The 24,722-nt window shown below is 63.9% G+C and carries 29 protein-coding genes and 1 tRNA gene; 18 read left to right on the top strand and 12 right to left on the bottom strand.

Translation table 11 applies throughout. The features are described from left to right. Positions 1 to 22: 22 nt before the first annotated feature. The 4 genes from IC232_RS21640 to IC232_RS21625 all read left to right on the top strand — a co-directional run bounded on the left by IC232_RS21640 (position 23) and on the right by IC232_RS21625 (position 2,131). Positions 23 to 259, top strand: coding sequence for a BolA family protein (locus IC232_RS21640; RefSeq protein WP_190847023.1), 237 nt, complete (start codon positions 23 to 25; stop codon positions 257 to 259). Between the two features lie 46 nt (positions 260 to 305). Continuing rightward, complete coding sequence (gene grxD / locus IC232_RS21635; protein WP_190847022.1) at positions 306 to 641, top strand: Grx4 family monothiol glutaredoxin; 336 nt, start codon at positions 306 to 308, stop codon at positions 639 to 641. A gap of 328 nt (positions 642 to 969) precedes the next feature. Next, positions 970 to 1,284, top strand: coding sequence for a hypothetical protein (locus IC232_RS21630; RefSeq protein WP_190847021.1), 315 nt, complete (start codon positions 970 to 972; stop codon positions 1,282 to 1,284). Positions 1,285 to 1,393: 109 nt separating this feature from the next. Further along, the gene (locus tag IC232_RS21625; protein ID WP_190847020.1) at positions 1,394 to 2,131 is read left to right on the top strand and encodes an adenylate/guanylate cyclase domain-containing protein; all 738 of its coding nucleotides are present in this window, start codon (positions 1,394 to 1,396) and stop codon (positions 2,129 to 2,131) included. Here IC232_RS21625 and tlpA read toward each other — a convergent pair. Further along, on the bottom strand, positions 2,128 to 2,775 hold the full coding sequence (tlpA, locus tag IC232_RS21620; RefSeq protein ID WP_409564951.1) for a thiol:disulfide interchange protein TlpA: 648 nt from the start codon (positions 2,773 to 2,775) through the stop codon (positions 2,128 to 2,130). The two genes, IC232_RS21625 and tlpA, sit on opposite strands and share 4 nt — an antisense overlap. 169 nt (positions 2,776 to 2,944) lie before the next feature. Between tlpA and lptM the strand changes: the two genes are divergently transcribed. Further along, positions 2,945 to 3,193, top strand: coding sequence for an LPS translocon maturation chaperone LptM (lptM, locus tag IC232_RS21615; RefSeq protein ID WP_190847018.1), 249 nt, complete (start codon positions 2,945 to 2,947; stop codon positions 3,191 to 3,193). 9 nt (positions 3,194 to 3,202) lie between these two features. After that, complete coding sequence (gene lysA, locus IC232_RS21610; RefSeq protein ID WP_190847017.1) at positions 3,203 to 4,471, top strand: diaminopimelate decarboxylase; 1,269 nt, start codon at positions 3,203 to 3,205, stop codon at positions 4,469 to 4,471. A gap of 76 nt (positions 4,472 to 4,547) precedes the next feature. Here lysA and IC232_RS21605 read toward each other — a convergent pair whose 3' ends face one another. Continuing rightward, positions 4,548 to 6,542 (bottom strand): M10 family metallopeptidase C-terminal domain-containing protein, encoded by a 1,995-nt coding sequence (locus tag IC232_RS21605; RefSeq protein WP_190847016.1) that lies wholly within the window; start codon positions 6,540 to 6,542, stop codon positions 4,548 to 4,550. A 263-nt stretch (positions 6,543 to 6,805) separates the two neighbouring features. Here IC232_RS21605 and IC232_RS21600 point away from each other — a divergent pair, with 263 nt between their 5' ends. The 9 genes from IC232_RS21600 to IC232_RS21560 all read left to right on the top strand — a co-directional run bounded on the left by IC232_RS21600 (position 6,806) and on the right by IC232_RS21560 (position 15,283). Next, positions 6,806 to 9,418 carry a TIGR02302 family protein gene (locus tag IC232_RS21600; RefSeq protein WP_190847015.1) on the top strand — a complete coding sequence of 871 codons (2,613 nt, stop codon included), beginning with the start codon at positions 6,806 to 6,808 and terminating at the stop codon, positions 9,416 to 9,418. A gap of 75 nt (positions 9,419 to 9,493) precedes the next feature. Then, positions 9,494 to 9,685 (top strand): twin transmembrane helix small protein, encoded by a 192-nt coding sequence (locus IC232_RS21595; protein ID WP_190847014.1) that lies wholly within the window; start codon positions 9,494 to 9,496, stop codon positions 9,683 to 9,685. Between the two features lie 196 nt (positions 9,686 to 9,881). Then, positions 9,882 to 10,478, top strand: coding sequence for an acyloxyacyl hydrolase (locus tag IC232_RS21590; RefSeq protein WP_190847013.1), 597 nt, complete (start codon positions 9,882 to 9,884; stop codon positions 10,476 to 10,478). A gap of 25 nt (positions 10,479 to 10,503) precedes the next feature. Continuing rightward, the gene (locus tag IC232_RS21585; protein ID WP_190847012.1) at positions 10,504 to 11,079 is read left to right on the top strand and encodes a cob(I)yrinic acid a,c-diamide adenosyltransferase; all 576 of its coding nucleotides are present in this window, start codon (positions 10,504 to 10,506) and stop codon (positions 11,077 to 11,079) included. Between the two features lie 10 nt (positions 11,080 to 11,089). After that, a complete protein-coding gene (locus IC232_RS21580) occupies positions 11,090 to 11,797 on the top strand; it encodes a rhomboid family intramembrane serine protease (RefSeq protein ID WP_190847011.1) in 708 nt (235 codons plus the stop codon). Positions 11,798 to 11,900: 103 nt separating this feature from the next. Further along, positions 11,901 to 12,650, top strand: a complete 750-nt coding sequence (locus IC232_RS21575) for an electron transfer flavoprotein subunit beta/FixA family protein (protein ID WP_036355185.1) — start codon at positions 11,901 to 11,903, stop codon at positions 12,648 to 12,650. 15 nt (positions 12,651 to 12,665) lie between these two features. After that, positions 12,666 to 13,613: an electron transfer flavoprotein subunit alpha/FixB family protein gene (locus IC232_RS21570; protein ID WP_190847010.1), complete on the top strand. Its 948-nt coding sequence runs from the start codon at positions 12,666 to 12,668 to the stop codon at positions 13,611 to 13,613. A gap of 73 nt (positions 13,614 to 13,686) precedes the next feature. Further along, a complete protein-coding gene (locus IC232_RS21565) occupies positions 13,687 to 14,568 on the top strand; it encodes a 3-hydroxybutyryl-CoA dehydrogenase (RefSeq protein ID WP_190847009.1) in 882 nt (293 codons plus the stop codon). Between the two features lie 145 nt (positions 14,569 to 14,713). Further along, positions 14,714 to 15,283, top strand: a complete 570-nt coding sequence (locus IC232_RS21560) for an HNH endonuclease (protein WP_036355619.1) — start codon at positions 14,714 to 14,716, stop codon at positions 15,281 to 15,283. Positions 15,284 to 15,303: 20 nt separating this feature from the next. On the opposite strand, the gene IC232_RS21555 is transcribed toward IC232_RS21560, so the two are convergent. Both IC232_RS21555 and IC232_RS21550 read right to left on the bottom strand, forming a co-directional pair. Then, the gene (locus IC232_RS21555; protein ID WP_190847008.1) at positions 15,304 to 15,804 is read right to left on the bottom strand and encodes a disulfide bond formation protein B; all 501 of its coding nucleotides are present in this window, start codon (positions 15,802 to 15,804) and stop codon (positions 15,304 to 15,306) included. A gap of 11 nt (positions 15,805 to 15,815) precedes the next feature. Then, positions 15,816 to 16,397, bottom strand: a complete 582-nt coding sequence (locus tag IC232_RS21550; protein WP_190847007.1) for a YqaA family protein — start codon at positions 16,395 to 16,397, stop codon at positions 15,816 to 15,818. Between the two features lie 145 nt (positions 16,398 to 16,542). On the opposite strand from IC232_RS21550, the gene IC232_RS21545 reads away from it, so the two are divergent. Further along, positions 16,543 to 16,627 (top strand) — tRNA-Leu (locus IC232_RS21545). A gap of 127 nt (positions 16,628 to 16,754) precedes the next feature. Then, positions 16,755 to 17,090 (top strand): hypothetical protein, encoded by a 336-nt coding sequence (locus IC232_RS21540; RefSeq protein ID WP_190847006.1) that lies wholly within the window; start codon positions 16,755 to 16,757, stop codon positions 17,088 to 17,090. A 135-nt stretch (positions 17,091 to 17,225) separates the two neighbouring features. Here IC232_RS21540 and IC232_RS33115 read toward each other — a convergent pair whose 3' ends face one another. Continuing rightward, positions 17,226 to 17,432: a DUF1236 domain-containing protein gene (locus IC232_RS33115; protein ID WP_190847005.1), complete on the bottom strand. Its 207-nt coding sequence runs from the start codon at positions 17,430 to 17,432 to the stop codon at positions 17,226 to 17,228. Here IC232_RS33115 and IC232_RS33110 point away from each other — a divergent pair. Then, entirely contained in the window at positions 17,419 to 17,961 is a 543-nt protein-coding gene (locus IC232_RS33110; protein WP_190847004.1) for a hypothetical protein, read from the top strand. The genes IC232_RS33115 and IC232_RS33110 overlap by 14 nt on opposite strands. Before the next feature lie 221 nt (positions 17,962 to 18,182). Here the strand turns inward: IC232_RS33110 and IC232_RS21525 are convergent, their stop codons facing one another. From IC232_RS21525 to IC232_RS21495, 7 genes are all read right to left on the bottom strand, one after another. After that, a complete protein-coding gene (locus IC232_RS21525; RefSeq protein WP_190847003.1) occupies positions 18,183 to 18,731 on the bottom strand; it encodes an RNA pyrophosphohydrolase in 549 nt (182 codons plus the stop codon). A gap of 225 nt (positions 18,732 to 18,956) precedes the next feature. Then, positions 18,957 to 20,279 carry a S41 family peptidase gene (locus IC232_RS21520; protein WP_190847002.1) on the bottom strand — a complete coding sequence of 441 codons (1,323 nt, stop codon included), beginning with the start codon at positions 20,277 to 20,279 and terminating at the stop codon, positions 18,957 to 18,959. Then, positions 20,279 to 21,619: a murein hydrolase activator EnvC family protein gene (locus IC232_RS21515; protein ID WP_190847001.1), complete on the bottom strand. Its 1,341-nt coding sequence runs from the start codon at positions 21,617 to 21,619 to the stop codon at positions 20,279 to 20,281. The genes IC232_RS21520 and IC232_RS21515 overlap by 1 nt, the downstream gene beginning before the upstream one ends. A gap of 4 nt (positions 21,620 to 21,623) precedes the next feature. Continuing rightward, complete coding sequence (gene rlmH, locus IC232_RS21510; RefSeq protein ID WP_190847000.1) at positions 21,624 to 22,118, bottom strand: 23S rRNA (pseudouridine(1915)-N(3))-methyltransferase RlmH; 495 nt, start codon at positions 22,116 to 22,118, stop codon at positions 21,624 to 21,626. 73 nt (positions 22,119 to 22,191) lie between these two features. Next, on the bottom strand, positions 22,192 to 22,572 hold the full coding sequence (gene rsfS, locus IC232_RS21505) for a ribosome silencing factor (RefSeq protein WP_190846999.1): 381 nt from the start codon (positions 22,570 to 22,572) through the stop codon (positions 22,192 to 22,194). Positions 22,573 to 22,670: 98 nt separating this feature from the next. Continuing rightward, on the bottom strand, positions 22,671 to 23,327 hold the full coding sequence (locus tag IC232_RS21500; RefSeq protein WP_190846998.1) for a nicotinate-nucleotide adenylyltransferase: 657 nt from the start codon (positions 23,325 to 23,327) through the stop codon (positions 22,671 to 22,673). Next, on the bottom strand, positions 23,324 to 24,565 hold the full coding sequence (locus IC232_RS21495; RefSeq protein WP_246812328.1) for a glutamate-5-semialdehyde dehydrogenase: 1,242 nt from the start codon (positions 24,563 to 24,565) through the stop codon (positions 23,324 to 23,326). Before IC232_RS21495 ends, IC232_RS21500 begins: the two co-directional genes overlap by 4 nt. Positions 24,566 to 24,722 lie beyond the last annotated feature (157 nt).

Raw genomic sequence — 24,722 nt, 5'->3', positions numbered from 1 at the left:
AAGGTCCTGAGGAGATTGATTCATGCCAATGAATGCCCATGAGATCGAGAGCATGATCAAGGCTGCCCTGCCGGATGCTGTCGTGGAGATCAAGGATCTGGCAGGCGACGGCGATCACTATGCCGCCACCGTCACGTCCTCGGCCTTCAAGGGCAAGTCCCGGGTTCAGCAGCACCAGCTGGTCTATGCCGCGCTGCAGGGCCACATGGGCGGCACCCTCCATGCCCTTGCATTGACGACGCTGGCACCCGACAATTGAAAGCATGAACCCGGCGCCTTGACCGCTGCGGAACAGGAGAACACTCATGGCTGACGCCAACCAGATCATCGACAACGAAGTGAAGTCCAACGACGTCGTGCTCTTCATGAAGGGCACGCCGCAATTTCCCATGTGCGGGTTCTCTGGGCAGGTGGTCCAGATCCTGAACTACCTCGGCGTGCCGTATAAGGGCGTCAACGTGCTCGAGGACGAGACCGTCCGCCAGGGCATCAAGGACTATTCCAACTGGCCGACCATTCCCCAGCTCTACGTGAAGGGCGAGTTCGTCGGCGGCTGCGACATCACCCGCGAGATGTTCCAGGCCGGCGAGCTGCAGCAGCTCTTCACCGACAAGGGCATCCAGGTTCAGCAGAGCGCCTGATCGCGCTGCCTGCATGGATCCAACAAGGCGGGGCCGGTGCCCCGCCTTTTTCGTTTGCCTATTGTCCAAGACATTCCCGCTGACCAGCCGGCGATCCGCAACGGAACCCTCCTCCCCCTTGTGGGGAGGAGTTGGAGGTGGGGGTGTAAGCGATATCCTATGAAGGCTTGGCGCCGGCCCCCCACCCTGCCCCTCCCCACAAGGGGGAGGGAAAGAGCGTCTTTTGTCGCATTTCGTCCAAGGCCCCGTTTCCGGCACAATGGCGGTTCCGACTGGATCGGCCGCTGACACAACAAACAGAATGCAGCGGCTTGCATTGGGGGCTTTCATGCTGGAACCGGAGACGAACGTCGTCGCCTTCAAGCCGCGCAGCAGCGTGGCGCATCATCCCAAAAGCTTGATGGAGCGGGTCTATGCCGCCGGCTCCCTCTCGTTGAGGGCCGACGACCGGGCCACCAAGGCGGCGGCCGTGATGCTGCAGGCCTTGGGGTTCCTGGTGATCGAGGAGATCACAGCCGACGGAGCACCGCGCCGGCTCCAGCGCGGGGAATCCAAGAGCGCCATGGATCGGCCCTGGCGGCTCTCAAAGCCGGCCTATTCCGGCACGATCGGCGTTCCCGACGGCGGAGCCGTTCCGACCTAGCATTCTACCCCAGATTCCCTCCGATTGTTGGGTTGGTCCCTGGGTAACTTGGGTGTAGCCTGTCCTGACCGTATCTGCACGTCGGAACGATCTGGAAGGGGACCTGTGAATGTCGCCCGCCCAAGCCATGATCTGCAAAGGCTGCTGGCAGCAGATGCGGATCCCCGTGCCCCTGCACGGTCTGGCCTCCGTGCCCTTTCGAGCCTTCGGCATTCGTCCGAGCCGGATGAACCCGAACACCTGCACGGTGTGCGAGCTCATGTTCACGCGCATCATGAAGGCCCGCAAGATCCCGGTCGACGTCTCCATCCTGTTTGCCGATCTCAGAGGCTATACGGCCCTGTCGCAGTCGCTCCCGTCCGACGCGCTCTCGTCCCTGCTCGATGCTTTCTATGACGAATGCGCGGAGGCCATCTGGGACTACGACGGGCTCCTCAACAAGACGATCGGCGATTCCGTCATGGCCATCTTCGGCTTCCCGATCCAGCAGGCCAATCACGCCGAGCAGGCCGTAAGGGCAGCCCGCGAGATCCAGCGCCGCTGCGAGGCTCGCCGCAGGACCCTCCTGGCTGAGAACAGAGGCCTCGAGGGGAGCGAGCTCGGGGTCGGGATCGGCATCGACTCAGGGACCGCCAGCTTCGGGGAGTTCGGCCGGGCCCATCGCGACCTGACGGCCATCGGGCCCGTGGTGAACACGGCCGCCCGCGCGCAGGCCGCGGCCGGAACGGATGAAATCCTGGTGACCCGAACCGTCTTTGAACGGGCCGGGCGTGACCTGGTCCGGGGCGAAGGGCGGGACTACCAGCTCAAGGGCATCGAGGCACCGGTTCAGCTCTTCGCCGCTTAAGAGCGGTTCAGCGCGGCCTTCATGAACGCGACCGCATCGGGCGAGGCCCATTCGGCCGGCCCTTTCAGCAGGGCAATCTCGCAACCGGAGGCATCGACCACGAAGGTGGTCGGCAGGCCGACCACATGGCCCGATTTCTGCAGAACCTGCAGGATCTTGCCCTCAGGATCGGCATGATAGGCCAGGTTCGTGATGCCGTTTTCCTTGAGCCAGGTCTTCGGCTTCTCCCGGTTGCGGGTGTCCACATTGATGGCGACCACCTGGAAATCAGAGCCGCCCAGATCCGCCTGAAGCTTGTCGAGGGCCGGCATCTCCTCCCGGCACGGCACGCACCAGGTCGCCCAGAGGTTGACCAGGATGGTCTTGCCCTTGAAATCGGCAAGGCTCATGGGCCTCTCCTCAGGGCCCGTAAAGGCGATCACCGGAGGAGGCTTGGGGGCGCTGCTCACCCCGACGGCCGCCACCTCGCCCTTGGCCAGCGGCTTCAGCCGCTCGGTCGTGGCTTTCGAGGCACGGCACTCGGCGACGCCAGCCGTCACGGGATCGCGGGGCGCAAGACCATACCAGGCGGCACCGGCCCCAATGAGGACGAGAGCGGCAAGGCCCATAAGCCAGGTTTTTCTGGATTTCACTGCGTTCGACATGGCCCGTGATGTGGCGCTTTTCGGCTCAAGGCTCAAGTCCGAGCTACAGAAACGGCTCCGGTCGGCAGGTCACAATCCTGTGGCGGCAGCGCCTGTTGTCTTTCACACCTTGCCCCTCGCATCCGGGACCGCTTCCCGCTATGGTGCGGCCACGTTTCGGAGCCTCCTGATGTCGTCCAGCCTGTCTCTTGCCCGCACGGTCCTGGTTGCGGGCCTTGTTATTGTAAGCCTCTCGGCCTGCGGCCGCCGCGGTGCGCTCGAGCCGCCGCCGAGCGCCTCGGCAGCCACAGTTGAGACCCAGCAGCAGACGGCGGCTGGCGAGTCCACCCTGCCCTCCCCTGTCGGCACACCCCGGTCCTCGCCGCGTCGAGGCTACACGATCCCCGACAAGCCCTTTATTCTCGATCCGCTGCTTTAGGCCTTTTCGATGCACCACTTTGCCTATCGTGACGGCGTCCTCCATGCGGAGGGCGTCGATCTGCGCCGCCTTGCCGATGAGGTCGGCACCCCGTTCTACTGCTATTCCAGCGCCACTCTGGAGCGGCACTACCGGGTCTTCGCCGAGGCTTTCACCGATACGGATGCCCTCGTCTGCTACGCCATGAAGGCGAATTCCAACCAGGCGGTGCTCAAGACGCTAGGCCGCTTAGGAGCGGGCATGGACATCGTGTCCGAGGGCGAGCTGCGCCGGGCGCTCGCGGCCGGCGTGCCGGGGGAGCGCATCGTGTTCTCCGGCGTCGGCAAGACCAAGCCCGAAATGGCCTTCGCGCTCGACAACGGCATCCTGTGCTTCAATGTGGAATCGGAGCCGGAGCTTGAGGCGCTCTCCGAGGTCGCCGTGTCCAAGGGAATGCGCGCCCCGGTCTCGATCCGCATCAACCCGGACGTGGACGCCAAGACCCACGCGAAGATCTCGACCGGCAAGTCCGAGAACAAGTTCGGCATTCCGATTTCCCGCGCCCGCGAGGTCTATGCACGGGCAGCGGCCCTCAAGGGCGTCGAGATAACCGGCGTCGACATGCATATCGGCAGCCAGATCACGGATTTGAGCCCCTTCGACAACGCCACCGCGCTGCTGGCCGAACTCGCCCGCGACCTGATGGCGGACGGGCATAAGCTGCATCACATCGACCTCGGCGGCGGCCTCGGCGTGCCTTACCGCGAGAACAACGAGCCGCCTCCCGATCCGCAGGCTTACGCCGCGATCATCAAGCGCCACACCAAGGATCTCGGCCTAAAACTCGTGTTCGAGATGGGCCGCCTGATCGCCGGCAATGCCGGCGTGCTCATTGCCCGGGTGATCTACGTCAAGCAGGGAGCCGACAAGCCCTTCGTGATCGTCGACGCCGCCATGAACGACCTCATCCGCCCGACGCTCTACGAGGCCCATCACGACATCAAGCCGGTGACCGAGGCCTCGCCCGACACGCCCCGCATCGTCGCCGACGTGGTCGGCCCCGTCTGCGAGACCGGCGATTATCTGGCGCTGTCCCGCGACATGCCCCAGGTGAAAGCCGGCGACCTTATCGCCATTATGACCGCCGGCGCCTACGGGGCCGTTCAGGCCAACACCTACAACACACGTCTCCTCGTGCCCGAGGTTCTGGTGCGTGGCGATGACCATGCGCTGGTGCGGCCACGCCCCACCTATGACGACCTGATCGGCTTCGATCAGGTTCCCGGTTGGCTGGGCTGACGAAAGCGGCCCTTGTTCGAAGTAAAAATCCCGGCGCTGGTCACGCCGGGATTTTTTGTTAGCTGGCCTCTAGCGTCTAAATTACGAAGAAGTCCTTGTTCGTCATCGCGAGCTTCTTGGAGAGCGAGGCGATCTCCACGGCGGCTTTGGAGCCCGACCCGTCGACATCGAAATACAGCTTGCCGGTCTTCTTGCTGTAGACAATGTAGTCGTCCTTGTCCTTGGCCTTGTCGCCGATGGTGAAGAAAGACTTCTTGAGTTGGGCGGGGGCCGCCTCCGAGCCCTTATTGCCAAGCTTGGTGAAGATCTTGTTCTCCAGCCAGATGGAATCGTCCGTCACGCTGAAATCGGCAACCTTATCGAGATTGGTCTTCTTGTTCGGCTTGGAATCGAACACGAAGACATCCTGTCCGCCGCCGCCGGTCAGAACGTCCTTGCCCGCGCCGCCATAAAGGGTGTCGTTGCCTGTGTTGCCGACAAGACTGTCATTACCGGCCAACCCCTTGATGGTGTCGCGGCCTGCTGTGCCGGTGAGGCTCTCGGCTTTCACTGTGCCAGTTATCACATCGATCTCGTCGGTAATATTGACTGCAAACTCCCTGGAAATCGTGTTGCTCCCGTCGGATAAGGTCAACTTGACGATGCGATGGGAAGAGGTTTCGTAGTCGAGTTTGACACCCTCGCGGACAACGACAGCGTAATTGCCGTTTCCGAGATCATCGAGATCGAACAGGGCTTCGCTTTCGGGCGACAAGCTGCAATCGACAACGTCATCATAATCAGGGTCTGTCACCTTGAACGTGGCCACGACGATATTGGCCCCGTCACCCTCCTTTACGATGATCGGAGGAGCGTCAGTCACTCTGGGAGCAAAGCTTCCAAAAGCCAGTTCGAACGTCTCCTCGAATGGAGTGTTGAACCCGTCGGTAACCGTCACGGTGAAGCTGCGTTGCGCTTCATCCAAGTGATCGAGGGTCACGCCTTGTTTGACGAAAACACCGTATGTGCCGTTCGCGTTTTTCACAAGGGTGAACAGACCGACGCTCTCTCCCAGGAGGGTATAGCGGACTGCCTCTCCCTCCGGATCGTATCCCACAAGAGTGCCGACAAGGGTGCCGGCGGGCGTGTTCTTTTGGACTTCCAGGAACTCGAAAGTGGCCTCCGGCTCCAGGTTATCGTTGATGTTGAGAAAGACGGTTTCCGTTGTTGTTTTGTTGTCGCCGTCTGTCACTTCGATCACGAAGCTCTGAAAGGCTGCCCTGTCCGAACGCAGGGTGACGCCCTCCTGCACCACGACGTTCCAAGTGCCGTCGTTATTGTTGACGAGGCTGAACCACTGGTCGCTGGCCTCGGACGGTTTATACCTCAGCGGAGTGCCCTCGGAATCCTCGGCGCTGATCACGGCGACGAGGGTCCCTCCTTTAGAGCCATCCAACACCTCCTTCGGATCGGCAGTCACCTCCGGCGCTTCGTTCAAGGGGATCACGGTGAGCGTGATCGGCTTCACGTAAAACAGGCCTTTAGCGTCTGTGACCTTGACATAGACCAGCATCGGTTCGATCGAGGCATCGCCGAGGTCGTGCTTGACGACGATCTCGCTGCCGGAAGTCTCGAAATAGGGATGGTCGTATTCGGTCGCGCCGGACATATCCGTAACGATCATGTAGGTGAACTGGTCGCCCCGATCCGGGTCCTCAGCATTCAAGGTGGCGACGGTGTGGCCAATGATGGCATTGTCCTCAACGGTGCCGCCACTGACAAGGATGATGTCCGTGGGAGCCTCGTTCACATTGGTGAGGCTGATCACCACCGGAGTGGCGTCGACCGGCGTGCCCTGGTTCCCAGTGACTTGGATGTTGAGCGAGAACTGCTTCTGAGTTCCTTCGAAGTCGAAGTTGCCGGACTTCACGACAAGCTGGTTTCCATTGACGATCTGGAAACGCTCATCATTAAGGACGAACGAGAATGTCTCGCCCGCGACGACCTCACCATCGACGCTGAGAGTGCCTACGAGAGCGCCTGCCTGAGCATTCTCGGCAAGTGTATTGGAGGATAGAACAAGCGTAGCCATGGAAGCGCCCCGAACAAATAATGTAATTATGTTATTATTGAAATAATGTATCGTCTTGGGACCGTTGACGTCAAGGAATTTCCCCGCTCCAGGCCTCCCGTCACAGCCGTGAACCCAGGCCGTTTCAGCCGCGTTTTCATAAAAGCCCCGGTCACCTCTTCTTGAACCTCCGTGCCGATTTGACCGCTGGTCATGCAGGGCGGCCGTGCTAGCTTCCTTACGGGGGCGTCTGCACGTGTGGTGCAGCGGGAGACTTGGTTACCATGAGCGAAGGCCCGAACCCGACATCTGGGCAGAGCCGGCTGAACCAGCGGTTCGGCCGCCTTGTGACTCATGCGCGCTGGTCCCTCTGGTGGGAGGAGGCCTGGCCCCGGCTCTGGCTGCCGCTCGCTATCGTCGTGCTGTTCCTCACCCTGTCCTGGCTCGGCCTCTGGCTCGATCTGCCTGTCCTGTGGCGGACGATCGGGCTCGGCCTGTTCGCGGCCGCCTTCCTTCTGTCGCTCTGGCCCTTGGTGCGCCTGAGGATGCCGAACCGGACCAGAGCCCTCGACCGGCTCGACCGGGAGACCGGCCTCACGACCGGCCCGGCGCGCGCCCTCGACGACTCGCTTGCCATGGGGTCCGCCGATCCGGGCACCCGGGCGCTCTGGGCTCTTCATCGCAAGCGTGCGGAAGAGGCGGTCAGCCGGATGCGGGTCGGTCTGCCCCGGCCGGACATGCCGCGGCGCGACCGCTATGCCTTTCGGGCCGCGGGCCTGCTCGCCCTGGTGACGAGCGCCTTCGTGGCGGGTCCCGAGATCGGCTCGCGCCTCGCCGCGGCCTTCGACTGGCGGGATCCGGAGACGGCAACGGCCTCCTTCCGCATCGACGGCTGGATCGACCCGCCTCTCTACACCCGCACGCCGCCTCTCATGATCGATCTTGCCCGCGGGCAGAACTTGCGGGCGCCGGCTCACTCGACGGTGGTGATCCGCATCGCCGGCGAAGGCAGCGCCGAGGTCAAGCCGGGCAAGGGGCTCACCCCCCTGCCCCCCAAGGCCAGCCAGCGCACCGACATGCGCGAGGAGCGCTATACGCTTGAGGGCTCCAGCGAGCTGACGGTCAGCACGGGCTTTGCCCAGAGCGTGACGCTGACCATCGAGGCCACTCCCGACCGGATGCCCGAGATCGCCTTCACCACCCCGCCGGAGGTGAATGCACGCGGCACCTTCACCCTCTCCTACAAGGGCAAGGACGACTACGGAATCAGCGCTCTGGAAGGCGCCGTGGAGAAGGCCGACAACAGCCGGGGCCGCTCCCTCGTGGCCGCCCCGCAGCTGACCCTGACGCTGCCGAGTCACGAGGAGAATGCGCCCGACACCAAGTCGCCCGTCGATCTCACCAACCATGCCTGGGCCGGCGCGCCGGTGACGATCCAGCTCAAGGCCAAGGACGAGGCGGGCCAAGAAGGGCTAAGTGAGAAGATCACCTTCACCCTGCCGCAGCGCCCCTTCACCAACCCGCTCGCCAAGGCCCTGGTGGAGCAGCGGCGCAACCTGGTGCTCGCGCCCGACGACCGCAAGCGCGTGCAGGTGGCGCTCGACGCGCTGCTGATCGCGCCTGATCAGTACACCCCGCAATGGGGGGTGTTCATGGGGCTGCGCACGGGAACGGAGCGCCTGCGGGTTGCCAAGACCGATCAGGATCTGCTGGATGTGGCCGACTGGCTCTGGACCATGGCGCTGCAGATCGAAGATGGCGGGTTGTCCGATGCGGAGCGGGAGCTGCGCGCCGCCCAGGAGCGCCTGAAGGAGGCCATGGAACGGGGGGCGACGGACGATGAGATGCGCCGCCTCACCGAGGAGTTGCGTCAGGCCATGGACAAGTTCCTGCGGGAATTCGCCCAGCGCATGCAGCAGAACCAGCAGCAGTCGCAGAACCAGAACCAGCGCGCACCGGACCGGACAATCTCGCAGGACGACCTCAACCGCATGCTGAAGCAGATGGAAGAGGCCATGCGCCGCGGCGACGTGGCCGAGGCCCAGCGCCTGCTCGAACAGCTGCGCAACATTCTCGAAAACCTCCAGACCGCCCAACCCAACAGCCGCATGACCGACCCTCTCGGCCGCGAGATGAACCAGGCCATGCAGGACATGGAGGACATGGCGCGCGAGCAGCAGAACCTGCGCGATGAGACCTTCCGCGACGGGCAGAACCGGCGCATGCAGCAGGGCGACCGCAACGGCCAGCGCCAGCAGGGTCAGCGACAGGGCCAACGTCAGCAAGGCCAGCGCCAGCCCGGTCAACAGGGCCAGCAAGGCGAGCAGGGCGAAGGCCAGGAGCCAGGCGAGAACGGCCAGGCAGGGCCGGACCAGGATCCCCTAGGCCTCAAGCAGCGGCAGCAGGCCCTGAGGGAAAGGCTGGAGGAGCTTCAACGGCGCATGCAGGGCATGGGCATGCAGGGCGAGCAAGGCCTCGGCGAGGCTGAGCAGGCCATGCGCGATGCCGAGGGCGCTCTCGGCCAGGGCCAGGACGGTCCGGCCGTCGATGCCCAGGGCCGGGCTCTCGAGAGCCTCCGGCGCGGCATGCAGGGCATGGCCCAGCAGATGCAGCAGATGCAACAGGGCGAAGGCCAGGGTAACGAGCAGGCGGGCGACCAGCCGGGCCAGGGCAATCCACAGGGCAACCAGCAGGCAGGCCAGCGCGACAACGACCCTCTGGGACGCCCGTTGCGGAACAGGGACTACTCCGATGGCCGCGTCGAGGTGCCCAGTGCCGGTGCGTCACCGGCGCAGCGCGCCCAGCAGATCCTCGAGGAATTGCGACGCAAGCTGGGCGATCCCTCGCGAGCGCAGGAAGAACTCGAGTATTTCGAGCGGCTGCTGCGCAGAAACTGATATCAGGGTCAACGCGGCCCTTGTCTCTCCTAAAGGTTCGGGCCAGGGTCGCCCGAACCTCTTCATGGAATCACGATGTCCGGTTTTGTCGATCTTCTTGTGCCGATAGCGGTTGTCGCTGTCGCTCTGGTGTTGCTTCTCGGTCTCTTCAACATGCTGCGCGGCGGCAATGCCAATCGGTCGCAGCATCTCATGCGACTGCGCGTCCTGCTGCAGTTCGTCGCCATCATCGTCATCATGGGCGTGATCTGGTGGAGAGCTGCTTGAGTATTTCCCATGCGTAAGATCCCGCAAGGCAAGTCGCCGGATCGTTCATAAGCGTGGACAACCGGCATCACCTGTCCGGTTAACGCTCCGGGCATCTCCGTATTGACACGTTTTCGCCACGGTTTGTATTAAGAGATCGTTAGCCATAACGGCGTAGCCTTTTGGCCTTAATTTTTATTGAGTTATGGACCTTTTAATGCGCACCAGCCCGGCCCTAGGCCTGAGTCTTCTGGTCCTGTTCATGGGATCGGCAGGCGCTTTGGGCTCCGATTTCAAGCGACAGGCCGACACCTCCCAAATGTCATCTCAAGCCAGCATCCTGTCGGAATTCCGTTTTGGGCTGTCGGCTCAGGATCCCTGGGGACGCGAAGGACGGGATGGCTCGGCCAACCTGACCGGCGAAATCCTGTTCGATAAGCCCTTCACCACATCGGACCTTTTCACCAGCTATTTCATTCCCCGGCCGCACATCGGCGGCAGCCTGAATTTCGACGACCGCACCAGCTTCGCCTATGCGGGCCTGTCCTGGACGATCGACGTCACGCCGAACATCTTCGTGGAAGGCAGCTTCGGCGGCGCCATCCACAACGGCAAGGACTCCTCTCATCCGCTCTCGGATCGTCAGACGTTAAGCTGCTCACCGCTGTTTCGTGAATCCGGTTCGGTGGGCGTGCGGCTTTCCGCCAACTGGAGCGTGATGGCGACCATCGAGCACCTGTCCGACGGCGGCACCTGCTCGGACGAGAATAGAGGCTTGACGAATGTCGGCGCGCGGGTTGGGTATTCCTTCTAGCGAATCCTAACCTGTCAGGCCTTTCATGGTCGTTCTGAACCGCATCTATACCCGCACCGGTGACACCGGCACCACCGCGCTTGCCGCCGGAGGGCGCCGCCCCAAGCACGACCTTCGCATAGAGGCCTATGGCACGGTGGACGAGACCAATGCCTGCATCGGGCTGGTCCGCCTTCACACGGCGGATCACGAAATCGACCCGATGCTGGGCCGCATCCAGAACGACCTGTTCGATCTCGGCGCCGATCTCGCAACGGTGGAGACGGACAAGCCCCTGCCCTACGAACCCTTGCGCATCACGCAAGCCCAGGTGGACCGCCTCGAGCAGGAGATCGATCGCTTGAACAGCGAATTGTCGGTGCTCCGCTCCTTCGTGCTCCCGGGCGGCACGCCAGCCGCCGCAGCGCTGCATCTCGCCCGCACCATCTGCCGCCGCGCGGAGCGTCATGTGGTCGAGCTCACGGAAAAGCCGGACGAGAAGGTCTCCCCGGAAGCGGTGAAATACCTGAACCGCCTGTCCGATTTCCTGTTCGTCGCATCCCGCTATGTCAACGACAAGGGTGCGCTCGACGTGCTCTGGGTGCCGGGACAGAACCGGTAGGAAGCAGAACATGTTTCTCCCGCTTCACGACGGCGTCCCGCTCAAGCACATGAAGACGCCGCTCGCGACGCGGTGTCTGATCGGCCTCTGCATCGTCGCCTATGTCGTCACCTTCTATGTCCCACCGGGTCCCGATGCGATGGTGGGCGGCCTGGGCTTCATCCCCTCGGTTCTGTTTGGCACGGAGGCGCTGCCCGAGGGCTATCCCTTCGTGCCGGTGGAGCTGACGCTCGCCACGAACATCTTCCTGCACGGATCCCTGTTCCACCTGATCGGCAACATGCTGTTCCTGTGGGTGTTCGGCGACAACGTGGAGGATGCCATGGGGCACCTGCGCTTCGTCGCGTTCTTTCTGCTTTGCGGCACGGCCGCGAGCCTCGCCCATGCCTTCATTACCCCGGAGCCCCACCGCCCCCTGATCGGGGCCTCGGGCGGCGTGTCCGGGGTGGTGGCGGCCTATCTCATCCTCTATCCGCGGGTGAAGATCTGGGGCCTCTTTCTCAAGGGCATTCCGCTGCACCTGCCGGCCTACTGGACCATCGGCTTCTGGTTCGCCCTCCAGTTCGCCTCAGCCTTCTTAGGCGGCGACGACAGCGTCGGCTGGTTCGCCCATCTTGGCGGCTTTCTCGTGGGCGCTATTCTCACTCCACTCATGCGCCGTCGCTACGACCCCGTGCTTGCCCGCGTTCAGGCGCAGGAACTGCAGGCGCCGCGTTGACAATCGGGGCCTGGAAGCTACGGTCCCATCCGCCTTTTTCCTATATGTCCGGAGGGCCCGTTATCGGCCATATCCGGACCCGACCTTTGGTGAGGACAGTCGAATGAAGCTTCTTGTCTGTGTGAAGCGGGTTGTGGACTACAACGTGAAGATCCGGGTGAAGCCGGACGGGTCCGGCGTGGAACTCGCCAACATCAAGATGTCCATGAACCCCTTCGACGAGATCGCCGTCGAGGAAGCGGTTCGCCTGAAGGAGCAGGGCAAGGCCACCGAGATCGTCGCCGTGTCCATCGGCCCGCAGCAGGCGGGCGAGACCATCCGAACCGCGCTCGCCATGGGCGCCGACCGCGGCATCCTGGTCAAGACCGACGCCACCGTGGAGCCGCTCGCCGTCGCCAAGATCCTGGCCAAGGTGGTGGAGCAGGAAAAGCCTGATCTCATCATCATGGGCAAGCAGGCCATCGATGACGATGCCAACCAGACCGGCCAGATGCTGGCAGCGCTGCTGGGCTGGCCGCAGGGCACCTTCGCGTTCAAGGTCAATGTGGGCGAGGGCTCCATCGACGTCACCCGCGAGGTTGACGGCGGCCTGCAGACGGTGGGCCTGAAGCTGCCGGCCATCGTCACCACGGATCTGCGCCTCAACGAGCCGCGCTATGCGTCCCTGCCCAACATCATGAAGGCCAAGAAGAAGCCGCTCGACGAGACCTCGCCTGAGACGCTGGGCGTCGACGTGGCGCCGCGCCTGAAGGTGGTTAAGACCGCCGAGCCCGGCGGCCGCAAGGCCGGCGTGAAGGTCGGCTCCGTGGCCGAACTCGTCCAGAAGCTCAAAGTCGAAGCCGGCGTGCTCTAAGAAGGACAAGAAACAATGACCACCTTGCTGTTTGCCGAGCACGACAACGCTCACCTGAAGGACGCCACCCACAAGGCCCTCTCCGCCGCACAGGCGCTCGGTGCCCCCGTGCACGTGCTGGTGGCCGGCTCCAACGCCCGTGCCGCGGCTGAAGCCGCTTCCAAGCTCGAGGGCGTGGAGAAGGTGCTGTTGGCCGAGGCGCCCGCTTACGAGCACCAGCTTGCCGAGCCGACTGCGGCGCTCATCGTCTCGCTGGCCGGCTCCTACGATGCCTTGGTGGCCCCTGCCACCAGCAAGGGCAAGAACGTGATGCCCCGCGTGGCGGCGCTCCTCGACGTGATGCAGGTCTCCGACATCATCAAGGTGGTGTCGCCCGACACCTTCGAGCGCCCGATCTATGCCGGTAACGCTATCCAGACCGTGCAGGCTACCGACGCCAAGAAGGTGATCACCGTGCGCACCGCTGCCTTCCAGGCTGCGGCTGGCGAGGGCGGCTCTGCCCCAATCGAGGCTGTCGGCCCCGCCGAGGATTCAGGCCTGTCGACCTTCAAGGGCGAGGAGATCGCCCAGAACGACCGGCCCGAGTTGACCTCGGCCCGGATCATCATCTCCGGCGGCCGCTCGCTCGGCTCGGCCGACGCCTTCAAGCAGTATATCGAGCCGATCGCCGACACCCTGGGTGCCGCCATGGGCGCCTCGCGCGCGGCCGTCGATGCGGGCTATGCCCCCAACGATTGGCAGGTGGGCCAGACCGGCAAGGTGGTGGCGCCCGACCTCTACATCGCGGTCGGCATTTCAGGCGCCATTCAGCACCTGGCCGGTATGAAGGACTCCAAAGTGATCGTGGCGATCAACAAGGACGAGGAGGCCCCGATCTTCCAGGTGGCCGATTACGGCCTTGTCGGCGACCTCTTCACCATCCTCCCTGAACTGAAGGATGAGTTGACCAAAGCCGGTCAATAAGGTCAGGAATAATGACGGACCGGGCGGAACCTCCGCCCGGCCGCTGTGACGGTTGGATGCAGGCAGCAGATCGATGGGCATTGAGATCAAGACGGTTGGCGTGATCGGCGCCGGACAGATGGGCAGCGGCATCGCCCATGTGTGCTCGCTTGCAGGTTTGAACGTCCGCCTCAATGACCTCTCGGAAGAGCGGATCAATACCGGCCTGGCCACGATCAACGGCAACATGGCCCGGAAGGTGTCCAAGGGCACCATCTCGGAGTCCGACCGGCAGGCGGCGCTCGAGCGCATCAAGCCTGCCCGCACCTATGACGATCTGGGCGCTTGCGACATCGTCATCGAAGCCGCGACTGAGAACGAGGAGGTGAAGCGCAAGATCTTCACCAACCTCTGCCCGTCGCTCCGGCCCGACGCCATGGTGGCCACGAACACCTCGTCGATCTCCATCACAAGGCTCGCAGCCGCCACGGATCGCCCCGAGAAGTTCATCGGCATTCACTTCATGAACCCGGTGCCGGTGATGCAGCTCGTCGAGCTGATCCGCGGCATTGCGACGGACGACGCCACCTACGAGTCGTCCAAGGAATTCATCCACAAGCTCGGCAAGACTTCGACGGCCGCCGAGGACTTCCCGGCCTTCATTGTCAACCGCATCCTCCTGCCGATGATCAACGAGGCGATCTACACCCTCTATGAGGGCGTGGGATCCGTGGAGGCCATCGACACGGCCATGCGGCTGGGCGCCAACCATCCCATGGGCCCGCTCCAGCTCGCCGACTTCATCGGTCTCGACACCTGCCTGTCGATCATGCAGGTGCTGCACGAGGGCCTTGCCGATTCCAAATACCGCCCCTGCCCGCTTCTGGTGAAATACGTGGAGGCCGGCTGGCTCGGCCGGAAGACGAAGCGCGGCTTCTACGATTACCGGGGCGAGAAGCCGGTTCCGACGCGCTAGACGTCCCTTCCGAGGGTTCGGAAACGCACCACATCCCTGTGGGTGCGTCACAGACGTCTGAGCCTTTGATCTTCACAACGGCGTCACACTCCCTATAGTCTAATGATACGGGAATTAGTCTTCTCTTATGTGAAGAGGAGGTGAGGTGACGATACACGTCCAACCTGTTGTGCGACCGGAGGCCTGCCCGGCCCTCGTCCTCAATGCCGACTACCGGCCTTTGAGTTATTATCCCCTGTCCATCTGGTGCTGGCAGGATGCGATCAAGGCGGTCTTCCTCGACCGGGTCAATATCGTGTCGGAATACGACAAGGTCGTGCGAAGTCCGACCTTCGAATTCCGCCTTCCCTCGGTCATCTCCTTAAAAACCTACGTCAAGCCGTCCCGGCACCCGGCCTTCACCCGCTTCAACGTCTTCCTGCGCGACCGTTTCAGCTGCCAGTATTGCGGCATTCGCGAGGACCTCACCTTCGATCACGTCATTCCCCGGTCCAAGGGCGGGCAGACCACCTGGGAAAACGTCGTCGCCGCCTGCGCCCCCTGCAATCTCAAGAAGGGGGACAAGCTGCCCCGCGAGGTCGAGATGTGGCCCCGGCAGAGCCCCTTCGCTCCGACGATCCACGATCTCCACTCCAACGGCCGTCTCTTCCCGCCGAACTATCTCCACGACAGCTGGATGGACTATCTCTACTGGGACAGCGAACTGGAGCCGTAAGGCCACGGATCTTAGAGACTTTACCGTCCGAGACAGAAGCCCTTGCCGGCCGCCGCCCGGGCGGCGAAGGCCGCAAGCGCCAGCGAGATCAGCACGTTCCATCCCGCCAGCGACAGGCCGAGAAACCGCCAGGCCGCTTCCGTGCAGCTGACCACGCGGGTGTTCTGGAGCTGGTTCAGGAAATCGCCCACATTGCCCGCGCCCTGGCCCGCCCCGCCGCCGCAATCGCTCGGCCCCGCGAACACGCCCCACTCGACCCCCGCATGATAGGCGCCGAGCCCCGCGCTCACGATGAACGTCAGGGCGAGAAGCCACAGGCCTGCCCTGGTCCAGCGCGGCGGCAGGAGAGCCGCCGCAAGGCCAAGCGGGATGGCGATATAGTAGGGATTACGCTGGGTGAGGCAGAGCTTACAGGGAACGTAGCCGAAGACGTGTTCGAACACGAGCGCCCCGCCGACAGTGGCCGCAGCACCCAGGGCAATGGCCAGGGCGGCGTGGCGCATGGAGAGAGCAAGGCGCATCGTTCCTCTCCTCAGAACATGTAGCGGAATGCCACGAACCCGCCGACGATGGCGACGATCCCCACTCCTGCCACCAGATTGAAGTTGTTGTCGATGATCGCCTTGATGCGCGGGCCGAACTGGCTCATCAGCAGGGCCACGAGGAAGAACCGGGCGCCGCGGGTCAGGATCGACAGCGCAATGAACCAGCCCAGATGATAGCCCGCGAAGCCCGACGTGATGGTCACGAGCTTGTAGGGGATCGGGGTCAGCCCCTTCAGCAGGATCACCCAATGGCCGTAATCGGCATAAGCGTGCCGGAACGTCTCCGCTCCCTCGCCGAGGCCATAGATCTGGAAGAGCCAGGCCCCGACGGAATCGTACAAGCCCAATCCGATGAAATAGCCCAGGATGCCGCCGAGAACCGAGGCGACCGTGCAGATCAGGGCATAGGACCAAGCCTTGTCCGGCCGCGCCAGCATCATGGGCACGAGCATCACGTCCGGCGGAACCGGGAAGAAGGAGCTTTCCGCGAAGGACACGGCCGCCAGCGCATAAGGGGCCGAGGGCCGCGCTGCGAGGGAGAGGGTCCAATCGTAGAGACGTCTGAGCATGGGGTTCCGACCGGTTAAGGGGCCTACCGCGCCCCGCGCCCTTTGAGCACAAGGCGCCCGGAAAGGCGAGAGGCCAGCCTGCGGCTTCCCTTCACATCTGGCACATTGACCAGCCTTCATGCCTCATGGTACGTCGCAGGTCCTTGCCCCTGTGGCGGAATTGGTAGACGCGCTCGACTCAAAATCGAGTTCCGCAAGGAGTGCTGGTTCGATCCCGGCCAGGGGCACCACTGACCTTTCAGTGGCACGGCAGAACGCCGACGCACGTTGCGCAATCGGAAATCGTTGAGCCTCAACCGACCTTGGGGCTGCGCTGCGCATGACTGCCGCCTTGCTCATCTCAATGGATTATCGCTTTTGGGCTACCTCATCTTCTGCGTTGCACAGGCTGCTACGTTTGGAACAAATGCCCGCGCTGGGAATGGCGAATGCGAACGGCGCTCGAAGCGACCATATCGCATCACGTACACAGTCAATGCGAACCGGGAGGGGCACGTCATGGAATATGGAATCGAAGCAGTCGCGCGCGCGTTGTATTCTGTCGAAGATGACGCTCATGTGTGGGAGCATGAGCCGGAAATCCTCAAGGACGAATTCCGTGAGCATGCTCGGATTGCGCTGGCGTTGCTTGCACAGCACCGCAGGCAGGAGCGGTATGACAGGCAGGCCGTGGCCTTTCCTTACGCCGCGTAGGCTCTCTCCACCATTCCGCCCGGCGATTCCTAACACTTCAGACGAGCGGGCGTCATCATTTCCACAATGAAAGCGCCCGCGGCTCACTCAAGCCGCGGGCGCCTAATGTCAGAAGCGACGTCGCTGGGCTGCCGATCAGCCGCGGCGCTCGATCACCGTCACGATGCGACGGGTGCGAGGCTCGAGGATCACGACCTGATCGCGCACGACGATGTATTTGCACTCCGGCAGGCCGGTCAGGATGCGCTCAACATTGTCCGGGCAGTCGTAGAGGGTCGTCACCGAAGCCGGGATGGTCGAGCCGACGCTGACGCTGAACTCCACATTGGTGAGCGGCTGCACGTTCACGCTGCTGAACGACCGCGAGATCTGCGTCCGCTGCTCCGAGGTCACGCTGATGTTCCCGGATCCGGACGAGGTCGTGCTGCCCGTGGTGTTTGTGTTGGCAGCATTGCCCGTCGAGTTGGAAGCATTGCCCGTGGTGCTCGAGGTGCCGCTGGAGGCCGTGCCCGACTTCGTGCCTTGCGTCGTTCCCTGCGCCGTACCGGAGGTACCTGACGTGCCGGACTGGGCGCTGTCCGTCGAGCTGCCGCCCGTGGTGGAGGTGCCGGACGAGCCGCCGGTGCTGCTGGAGGCAGAACCGCCCGAGGTGGTTCCGCTCGACGAGCCGGATGCACCGCCCGTGGTCGAGCCCGAGGCACCGCTGGACGAACCGCCGGGTGTCATGATCGTGGAGCCGCCCGAGGACCCTCCCGAAGCGCCGCCGGAGCTGCTGCCACTCGAGCTACCGCTCGTCTGCGCCATCGCGGCCACGCTTAGGGAAAGAGTCGCTGCTGCTACACCGGCCAGTAAAGTAACACGCATTGGATGAAACCTCCCTTTGATGGAGGACCGACAATGGCCCCCTGTAATGCCTATCAACGGGGGTTTTCAGCTAGGGTTCCGTTCCCATCGGCAAGTGCTGGCTGTGTACATCTGCGGTTCATGAACATGAACGAAAAGCCCTGGAAAAACTGGACTTTTCTGCTCGATGTCCTTGCCGACCAACTCGGCATGGCAGGCGTTGTCTCCGGCCCGCATTGCAAAAGTTTGTCAGGGGTGCGCCGTGCTGTGGAGTTGCTCCGGTACGAGCGGCGCAAACACCGCGACAACCTTCTCGTAGACAGGTCGCTTGAACGGAATGATCAGTTCCGGCAGGCGGCGCATCTCTTCCCAGCGCCACTCGTCGAATTCGGGCCTGTGGCCGCCTCCGCCCGGCTGATGGATGTTGATCTCGCTGTCATCGCCCTCGAACCGGAAGGCGAACCATTTCTGGTTCTGCCCGCGGTAGCGCCCGCGCCAAGCGCGACCTGCCACCATGGTGGGCAGATCATAGGCATACCATTCAGGCGCTTCGGCCAAGAGACTCACGGAACGAACGCTGGTTTCCTCATGGAGTTCGCGCAGAGCCGCCTGATAGGGTTCCTCGCCGGGATCGATCCCGCCCTGAGGCATCTGCCAGGAATAGCCATCGGACGCCGTGTCAGCCTCGGAACGGCGCCGCCCGATGAAGACCAGGTCATCCTTGTTGATCAGCATCACGCCGACACAGGAGCGGTAGGGCAGATCCTTTCTGGCCTGTGATCCTCTTGCGCTCCTCATCAGTCACTCACTCCCTTGGTCACGGAACCGAGATGCGGCCGGTTCTTATTAGTGCCGGTGCTTGGTCATGGTTCCGAAGCAAGAAGAGAGAGTGCCGCTTCACCGGCTCCCGCACAAGCCTTTCCGCTGGCCTGTGGATGCCGCAACAAAAATGGGCCCGAAGGGTTCGCATCCCGCCGGGCCCATTTTGCATCATTGTTTCTCGAACGAAAGGACGATCCGCCCTTAGTTCGGATTCGGCGTCGTGGCGGTATTGGCAGCACCCTTGCGGACGCCATGCAGCAGGTCGTAAGCGGCGATCAGCTGCTTGTCCTTGCTCGCATCCGGCGGGATGTAGGCGGAGGAACCGCCGCGCTCTTCCTTGTCGCCGCCGTTGCTCAGGTGGCCGCGCAGACCGGCCTCGCCCTTGGTCTCGTCCTTGCCCTTGAGCTCCTCGGGGATGTCCTGCAGCACCTCGATGTCGGGATCGATGCCCTTGGCCTGGATTGAACGGCCGGCCGGGGTGTAGTAGCGCGCCGTCGTCAGGCGCACGGCCCCGTTGCCGCCGAGCGGGATGATGGTCTGCACGGAGCCCTTGCCGAAGGAGCGGGTTCCGAGAACCGTCGCGCGCTTGTGGTCCTGCAGGGCGCCGGCCACGATCTCGGAAGCCGAGGCCGAGCCGCCGTTGACCAACACCACCAGGGGCTTGCCCTTGGTCAGGTCGCCGGCCTTGGCGCTGAAGCGCTGAGTGTCCTCGGCGTTCCGGCTGCGGGTCGAGACGATCTCGCCGCGGTCGAGGAAGGCGTCCGACACCATGATGGCCTGATCGAGGAGGCCGCCCGGGTTGTTGCGCAGGTCGATGACGAAGCCCGCCACCTTGTCGGCACCGATGTCGCTGGTGAGCTTGTCGATGCCGGTGCGCAGGTTCTCGTAGGTCTGCTCGTTGAACTGCGTCACGCGCAGCACGCCGATGTCGCCTTCAACGCGGGCCCTCACGGGGCGCACCTTGATGGTCTCGCGGGTCAGCTTCACCACCACCGGATCCTTGGCTTCCTTGCGCTGGATCTTGAGGGTGACGGAGGAATTGACCGGTCCGCGCATCTTGTCGACCGCCTGATTCAGGTTGAGGCCCTGGACCGGCTCGTCGTTGATGTGAGTGATGATGTCGTTGGCCAGAACGCCGGCCCGTGAGGCGGGGGTCTCGTCGATCGGGGTCACGACCTTGACGAGGCCTTCCTCCATGGTGACCTCGATGCCGAGGCCGCCGAACTCGCCGCGGGTCTGCACCTGCATGTCGCGGAAGCTCTTGGCATCCATGAAGCTTGAATGCGGATCCAGGGAGGTCAGCATGCCGTTGATGGCAGACTCGACCAGCTTGGCCTCTTCAGGCTTTTCCACGTAGTCCGTGCGGACCTTTTCGAAGACGTCTCCGAAAAGGCTCAGCTGGCGGTACGTGTCGGCCGAGGCGGCAACCGCGCTCATGCTGGACAGAAGGCTCGTCTGCGACACCATGGTCGCGCTGCCTGCGCCGATGGCTGCACCGAGAATCAAGAGAGATAGTTTGCGCATTATCCGCGAACCTTTTCGCTTTGCGATTTTGCCCACCAGGGACTTGGATCGATAGAACCGCCGTCTTTCCTGAACTCAACATAGAGGACGGGATTGTTCTTTTCTATGGCGGAGCCGATCAAACTCATGAGAGGAGCCTCCCCCATGGTCGCAACAGGCTCGCCGGCGAGCACGAACTGCCCGACATCGACGTTGATTTGGTCCATACCGGCCAGAAGAACATAGTATCCCCCACCGGCATTGATGATCAAGAGTCGACCATAGGAGCGGAAGGGGCCTGCAAAGGCCACCCACCCGTCCGTCGGGGATACCACGGTTGCATTCTGCCGCGTCGTGATCGAAATGCCACGCGTCGTTCCGCCATACCCGTCCGAGGCGCCGAACTCCAGGGCCGTCTCGCCGCTGACGGGGCGCGGCAGCAGGCCCTTGGCTTCCGCAAACGGGATCTTCGGGGCCAGCCTGGCCGGATCCCGGAAGGCCAGCTGGGCAAATTTCTCGCGCGTCTGGCGCTCCTGGGCCTCGGCAGCCTTGCGGGCCTCCTCCGAGGCTCTTTGCGCGCCTGAGATTTCCGCTTCCATGCGGTCGATGAGTTCCTTGAGCGTTCCGGCCTGGCGGGCCAGCTCCTCGGCCTTTTGTCGCTCAGCACCCGCATTGCGCTCCACCTCGGCGATGCGGCCCTGCCGGGCCTCCATGAGGGCGGCGACGCGCTCCTGCTCGCGAGTGAGCGCTGTCAGCTCCCCATTCAGGGTCGCACGGTCTGCGGTGATCGCCTCCTTCAGGCGCACGAGTTCGCCCAGGTCTGTCGCCAGAATTTCGGCCTCGACGCGCAGCTCGGGGAGAACGGCCCCCAGCATGATCGAGGCGCGCACCGCCTCAAGCATGTCCTCGGGCCGCACCAGCACGGCGGGCGGCGGGCGGCGGCCCATGCGCTGAAGGGCGGCGAAAACCTCGATGATGACGCCCCGGCGGCTCTGCAGGGAGCGGCGAATGGCCGCTTCGCTGGAGGTCAGGGTCTGAAGCCGCTGCTCCAGGCCGCGAATCCGGTCTTCGGTGCCGCGCACGCGCTCGGCGGTTCCGATCAGGGCGGCATTCAGCTTGGCCCGGTCCGCCTTGATGGACTCGATCTCGGCTTCCAGATGGCGGCGGGCCTCGGCATTGGCCGTGATGGCCTCCTCCAGAACCTTCAGGTCCTGCTCCCGGCGCGCCTTCTCCTCGGCTGTTTCAACCGGAGCAGCAGGCGCAGGCGCGGGCTGCTGGGCCCCGGCAGGGCCCAGACTGGCGGCGGTCAACAAGACGGCAAGACCAAAAGCCTTGCGGGAAAAGGATTTGAAGCGGAGCATCCGGTCAGGAATCATCGTGGCCGGCGCGATGATAAGGGTGTCCGGCGATGATTGTCAGGGCCCTATAGAGCTGTTCGGCCACGAGCGCCCGCACAATCTGGTGCGGCATCGTGAGCGCTCCGAAGGACACCACGAGGTCGGCGCGCTGGCGCAGCTTGGGATCGAGCCCGTCGGGCCCGCCGATGACGCAGGCGATTCCGGCGCGGCCCTCGTCCCGCCACTGCCTGATTTTCCCCGCGAAAGCGTCGCTGGAAGGGCTCTTGCCGCGCTCGTCGAACACGATCAGCACGGAGGAGCCGGCCTTTTCGAGCAAGGCCGCTGCCTCTTCCGCACGCCGGTCATCATCCCGTCGCGCGCGGCTCTCCGGCAGCTCGACCATGTCGAGCCCGGCCAGACCCAAGGCTCGCCCCATGCCCTCAACTCTCTGCCTGTATCGCTCGACCAGCTCCCGCTCGGGGCCGCTTTTCAGACGGCCCACGGCCAGCAAGCTCAGTCGCACGATAAAAGCCTTACAATCTCAATGCCGCATGATCTTGATCGGGCAACCGATCCCCACTTGCCCGGATCATGCTTTAGCTGGCGCGATCCTGCGGACGGTCGGCGCCCCACATCTTCTCGAGGTTGTAGAAGCCGCGAACCTCGGGGCGGAAGACATGGATCAGCACGTCGCCGGCATCGATGAGCACCCAATCGCAAGCCGGCAGGCCTTCGACGCGCGCGTTTCCGAACCCCTTGTCCTTGAGGTCCTTGATCACGCGCTCGGCGATCGCGCCGACATGACGGTCGGAGCGGCCCGAGGTGACGATCATGGTGTCGGCAAGCGAGGTTTTTCCGGCCAGGTCGATCTCGACCGTGTTCTCGGCCTTCATGTCCTCGAGGGAGGCCAGGGCAGCGGCCCGGATGTCCTCTGCGGCAGGAGCATCCGCTCCGGCGAGAGGAGGAAGCGGGTTCATGTCCGCTTCGACGGAGGATAGTCGGTTCAGGTTCAGACCCTTTCTCAGCAGCACTCGGAGGTGCCGACCCTTAAGATAATGCGGGAAGGCCCCATTTTTCAACGTCCCTTAATGGGAGAAGTTCGTCGCAACTGCCGCAGCTGTGTGGATGACAGATGGGACCGGGGCCCGTGCAGGAATGCCCAGGCGGGGGGCTTCAGGCTAGGCAGGGCGCGGGCATCGGCCTCGTCGATCCGCCCCTTGGACAGGGCAGCGGCGCTGCGGGAGCGGACCGCCTTCAGGGTCCAGCCGGGACGGTCGATGATGGCCATCGGCATCATCCGGGCGATGCGCCTCCACCCCCGCCAGCGGTGGAAGCTCGCCAGATTGTCCGCTCCCATGATCCAGACGAACCGGACGTTCGGATAGCGCCGCTTCAGATAGGACAGGGTATCGACCGTGTAGCGGGCGCCGATATCCTCCTCGAAGGCGGTCACATCGATGCTGGGGTGATCAGCCAAAGCCTGAGCCTCCTCCACCCGCATGGCCGTGGTGGCGAGTTCGCCCGTGTCCTTGAGGGGGTTGCCCGGCGTGACGATCCACCAGACCCGGTCGAGCCCGAGCCGCTTGAGGGCCATAAGGCTTACGTGCCGGTGTCCGGCATGGGGCGGGTTGAAGGAGCCGCCATAGAGGCCTATCCGCATGCCGGGCGCCACCCGCGGCAGACGGGCCAGGCTGGATGGCCTGATGCGGAAGCGGGAGGGGCTGAGCTTCACGGGCGCGTCTGGCCCGAGCCGCGGATGCGGTACTTGAACGAGGTCAGTTGCTCGACCCCCACGGGCCCGCGGGCATGCATCCGGCCCGTGGCGATGCCGATCTCGGCCCCGAACCCGAACTCGCCGCCATCGGCGAACTGGGTCGACGCATTGTGGAGCACGATGGCCGAATCCACCTCGGCCAGGAAGCGCCCGGCCGCCGCCTCGTCATCCGTGACGATGGAATCCGTGTGGTGGGAGCCATAAGATTCAATATGGGCGATGGCCTCATCGAGCTCATCGACCACCCGGACGGAGATAATGGCGTCGAGATATTCGGTGCGCCAATCCTCCTCTGTGGCCGGGGTCACACGCGGATCGGCGGCCTGCACGGCCTCATCGCCGCGCACGGCGCAGCCAGCCTCCAGCAGCATCGCCACCAAGGGCTTCAGGTGAGTGCTGGCGCAGGCGCGGTCCACCAGCAGCGTCTCGGCCGAGCCGCACACGCCGGTGCGGCGCATCTTGGCGTTCAGCACAATATTCTTGGCCATCTCCAGATCGGCTTCCCCGTGCACGAAGACATGGCAGATGCCCTCCAGATGCGCGAAGACCGGCACCCGGGCCTCTTCCTGCACCCGTGCCACGAGACTTTTGCCGCCGCGCGGCACGATCACGTCGATGTTGCCGTCGAGACCCGACAGCATGGCGCCCACCGCGGCCCGGTCGCGGGTCGGAACGAGGCGGATGGCGTCGGCTGGGAGACCCGCCTGCTCCAGCCCCTCCCCCATCGCCTGCGCGATGGTAAGCGACGTGCGGAAGCTCTCCGAGCCGGTACGCAGGATCGCGGCATTGCCCGCCTTGAGGCACAGAGCGCCTGCATCCGCCGTCACGTTGGGACGGCTCTCGAAGATCACCCCGATGACGCCGAGCGGCGTCGCCACGCGCTCGATCTCCAGCCCGTTCGGGCGCTCGAAGCGCGCCAGCATGCGCCCGACCGGATCGGGCAGATCGGCAATGCTCTCGACCGCAATCGCAATGGCCTCGAGCCGCTCGGGGTTCAGCATGAGCCGATCGATGAAGGAGGGCGGCTGCCCCTTGGCCTTCGCCTCGGCCAGATCCTGTTCGTTGGCGGCAAGGATCGCATCCGCCTGCGCCCGGATGCGGGCGGCCATGGCGCGTAAAGCGGCATTCTTGTTGTCAGTGGAGGCAAGCGCCACCTGCCGGGCAGCGCTCCGTGCGCGGCGGCCGAGCTCGCCCATGAGAGCCGGCACATCCGGCTCTCCAACCGAAGCCGCACCTGGCGCGTTGAGATAGTCAGCGAGCACTTCAGAAATCAAGGCGCGAATATCGTCCATGTCCCAGTCCCAGCCCCTGACGGCCTCAGGGGAAATGCCTCATCTGGAACCCATAGCACGG

The sequence above is a fragment of the Microvirga sp. genome, assembly GCF_014699075.1.
In the GTDB taxonomy this organism is placed as follows: domain Bacteria; phylum Pseudomonadota; class Alphaproteobacteria; order Rhizobiales; family Beijerinckiaceae; genus Microvirga.
The sequence above is the reverse complement of the archived record's forward strand: the minus strand, read 5'-3'. Positions and strand labels throughout refer to the sequence as shown.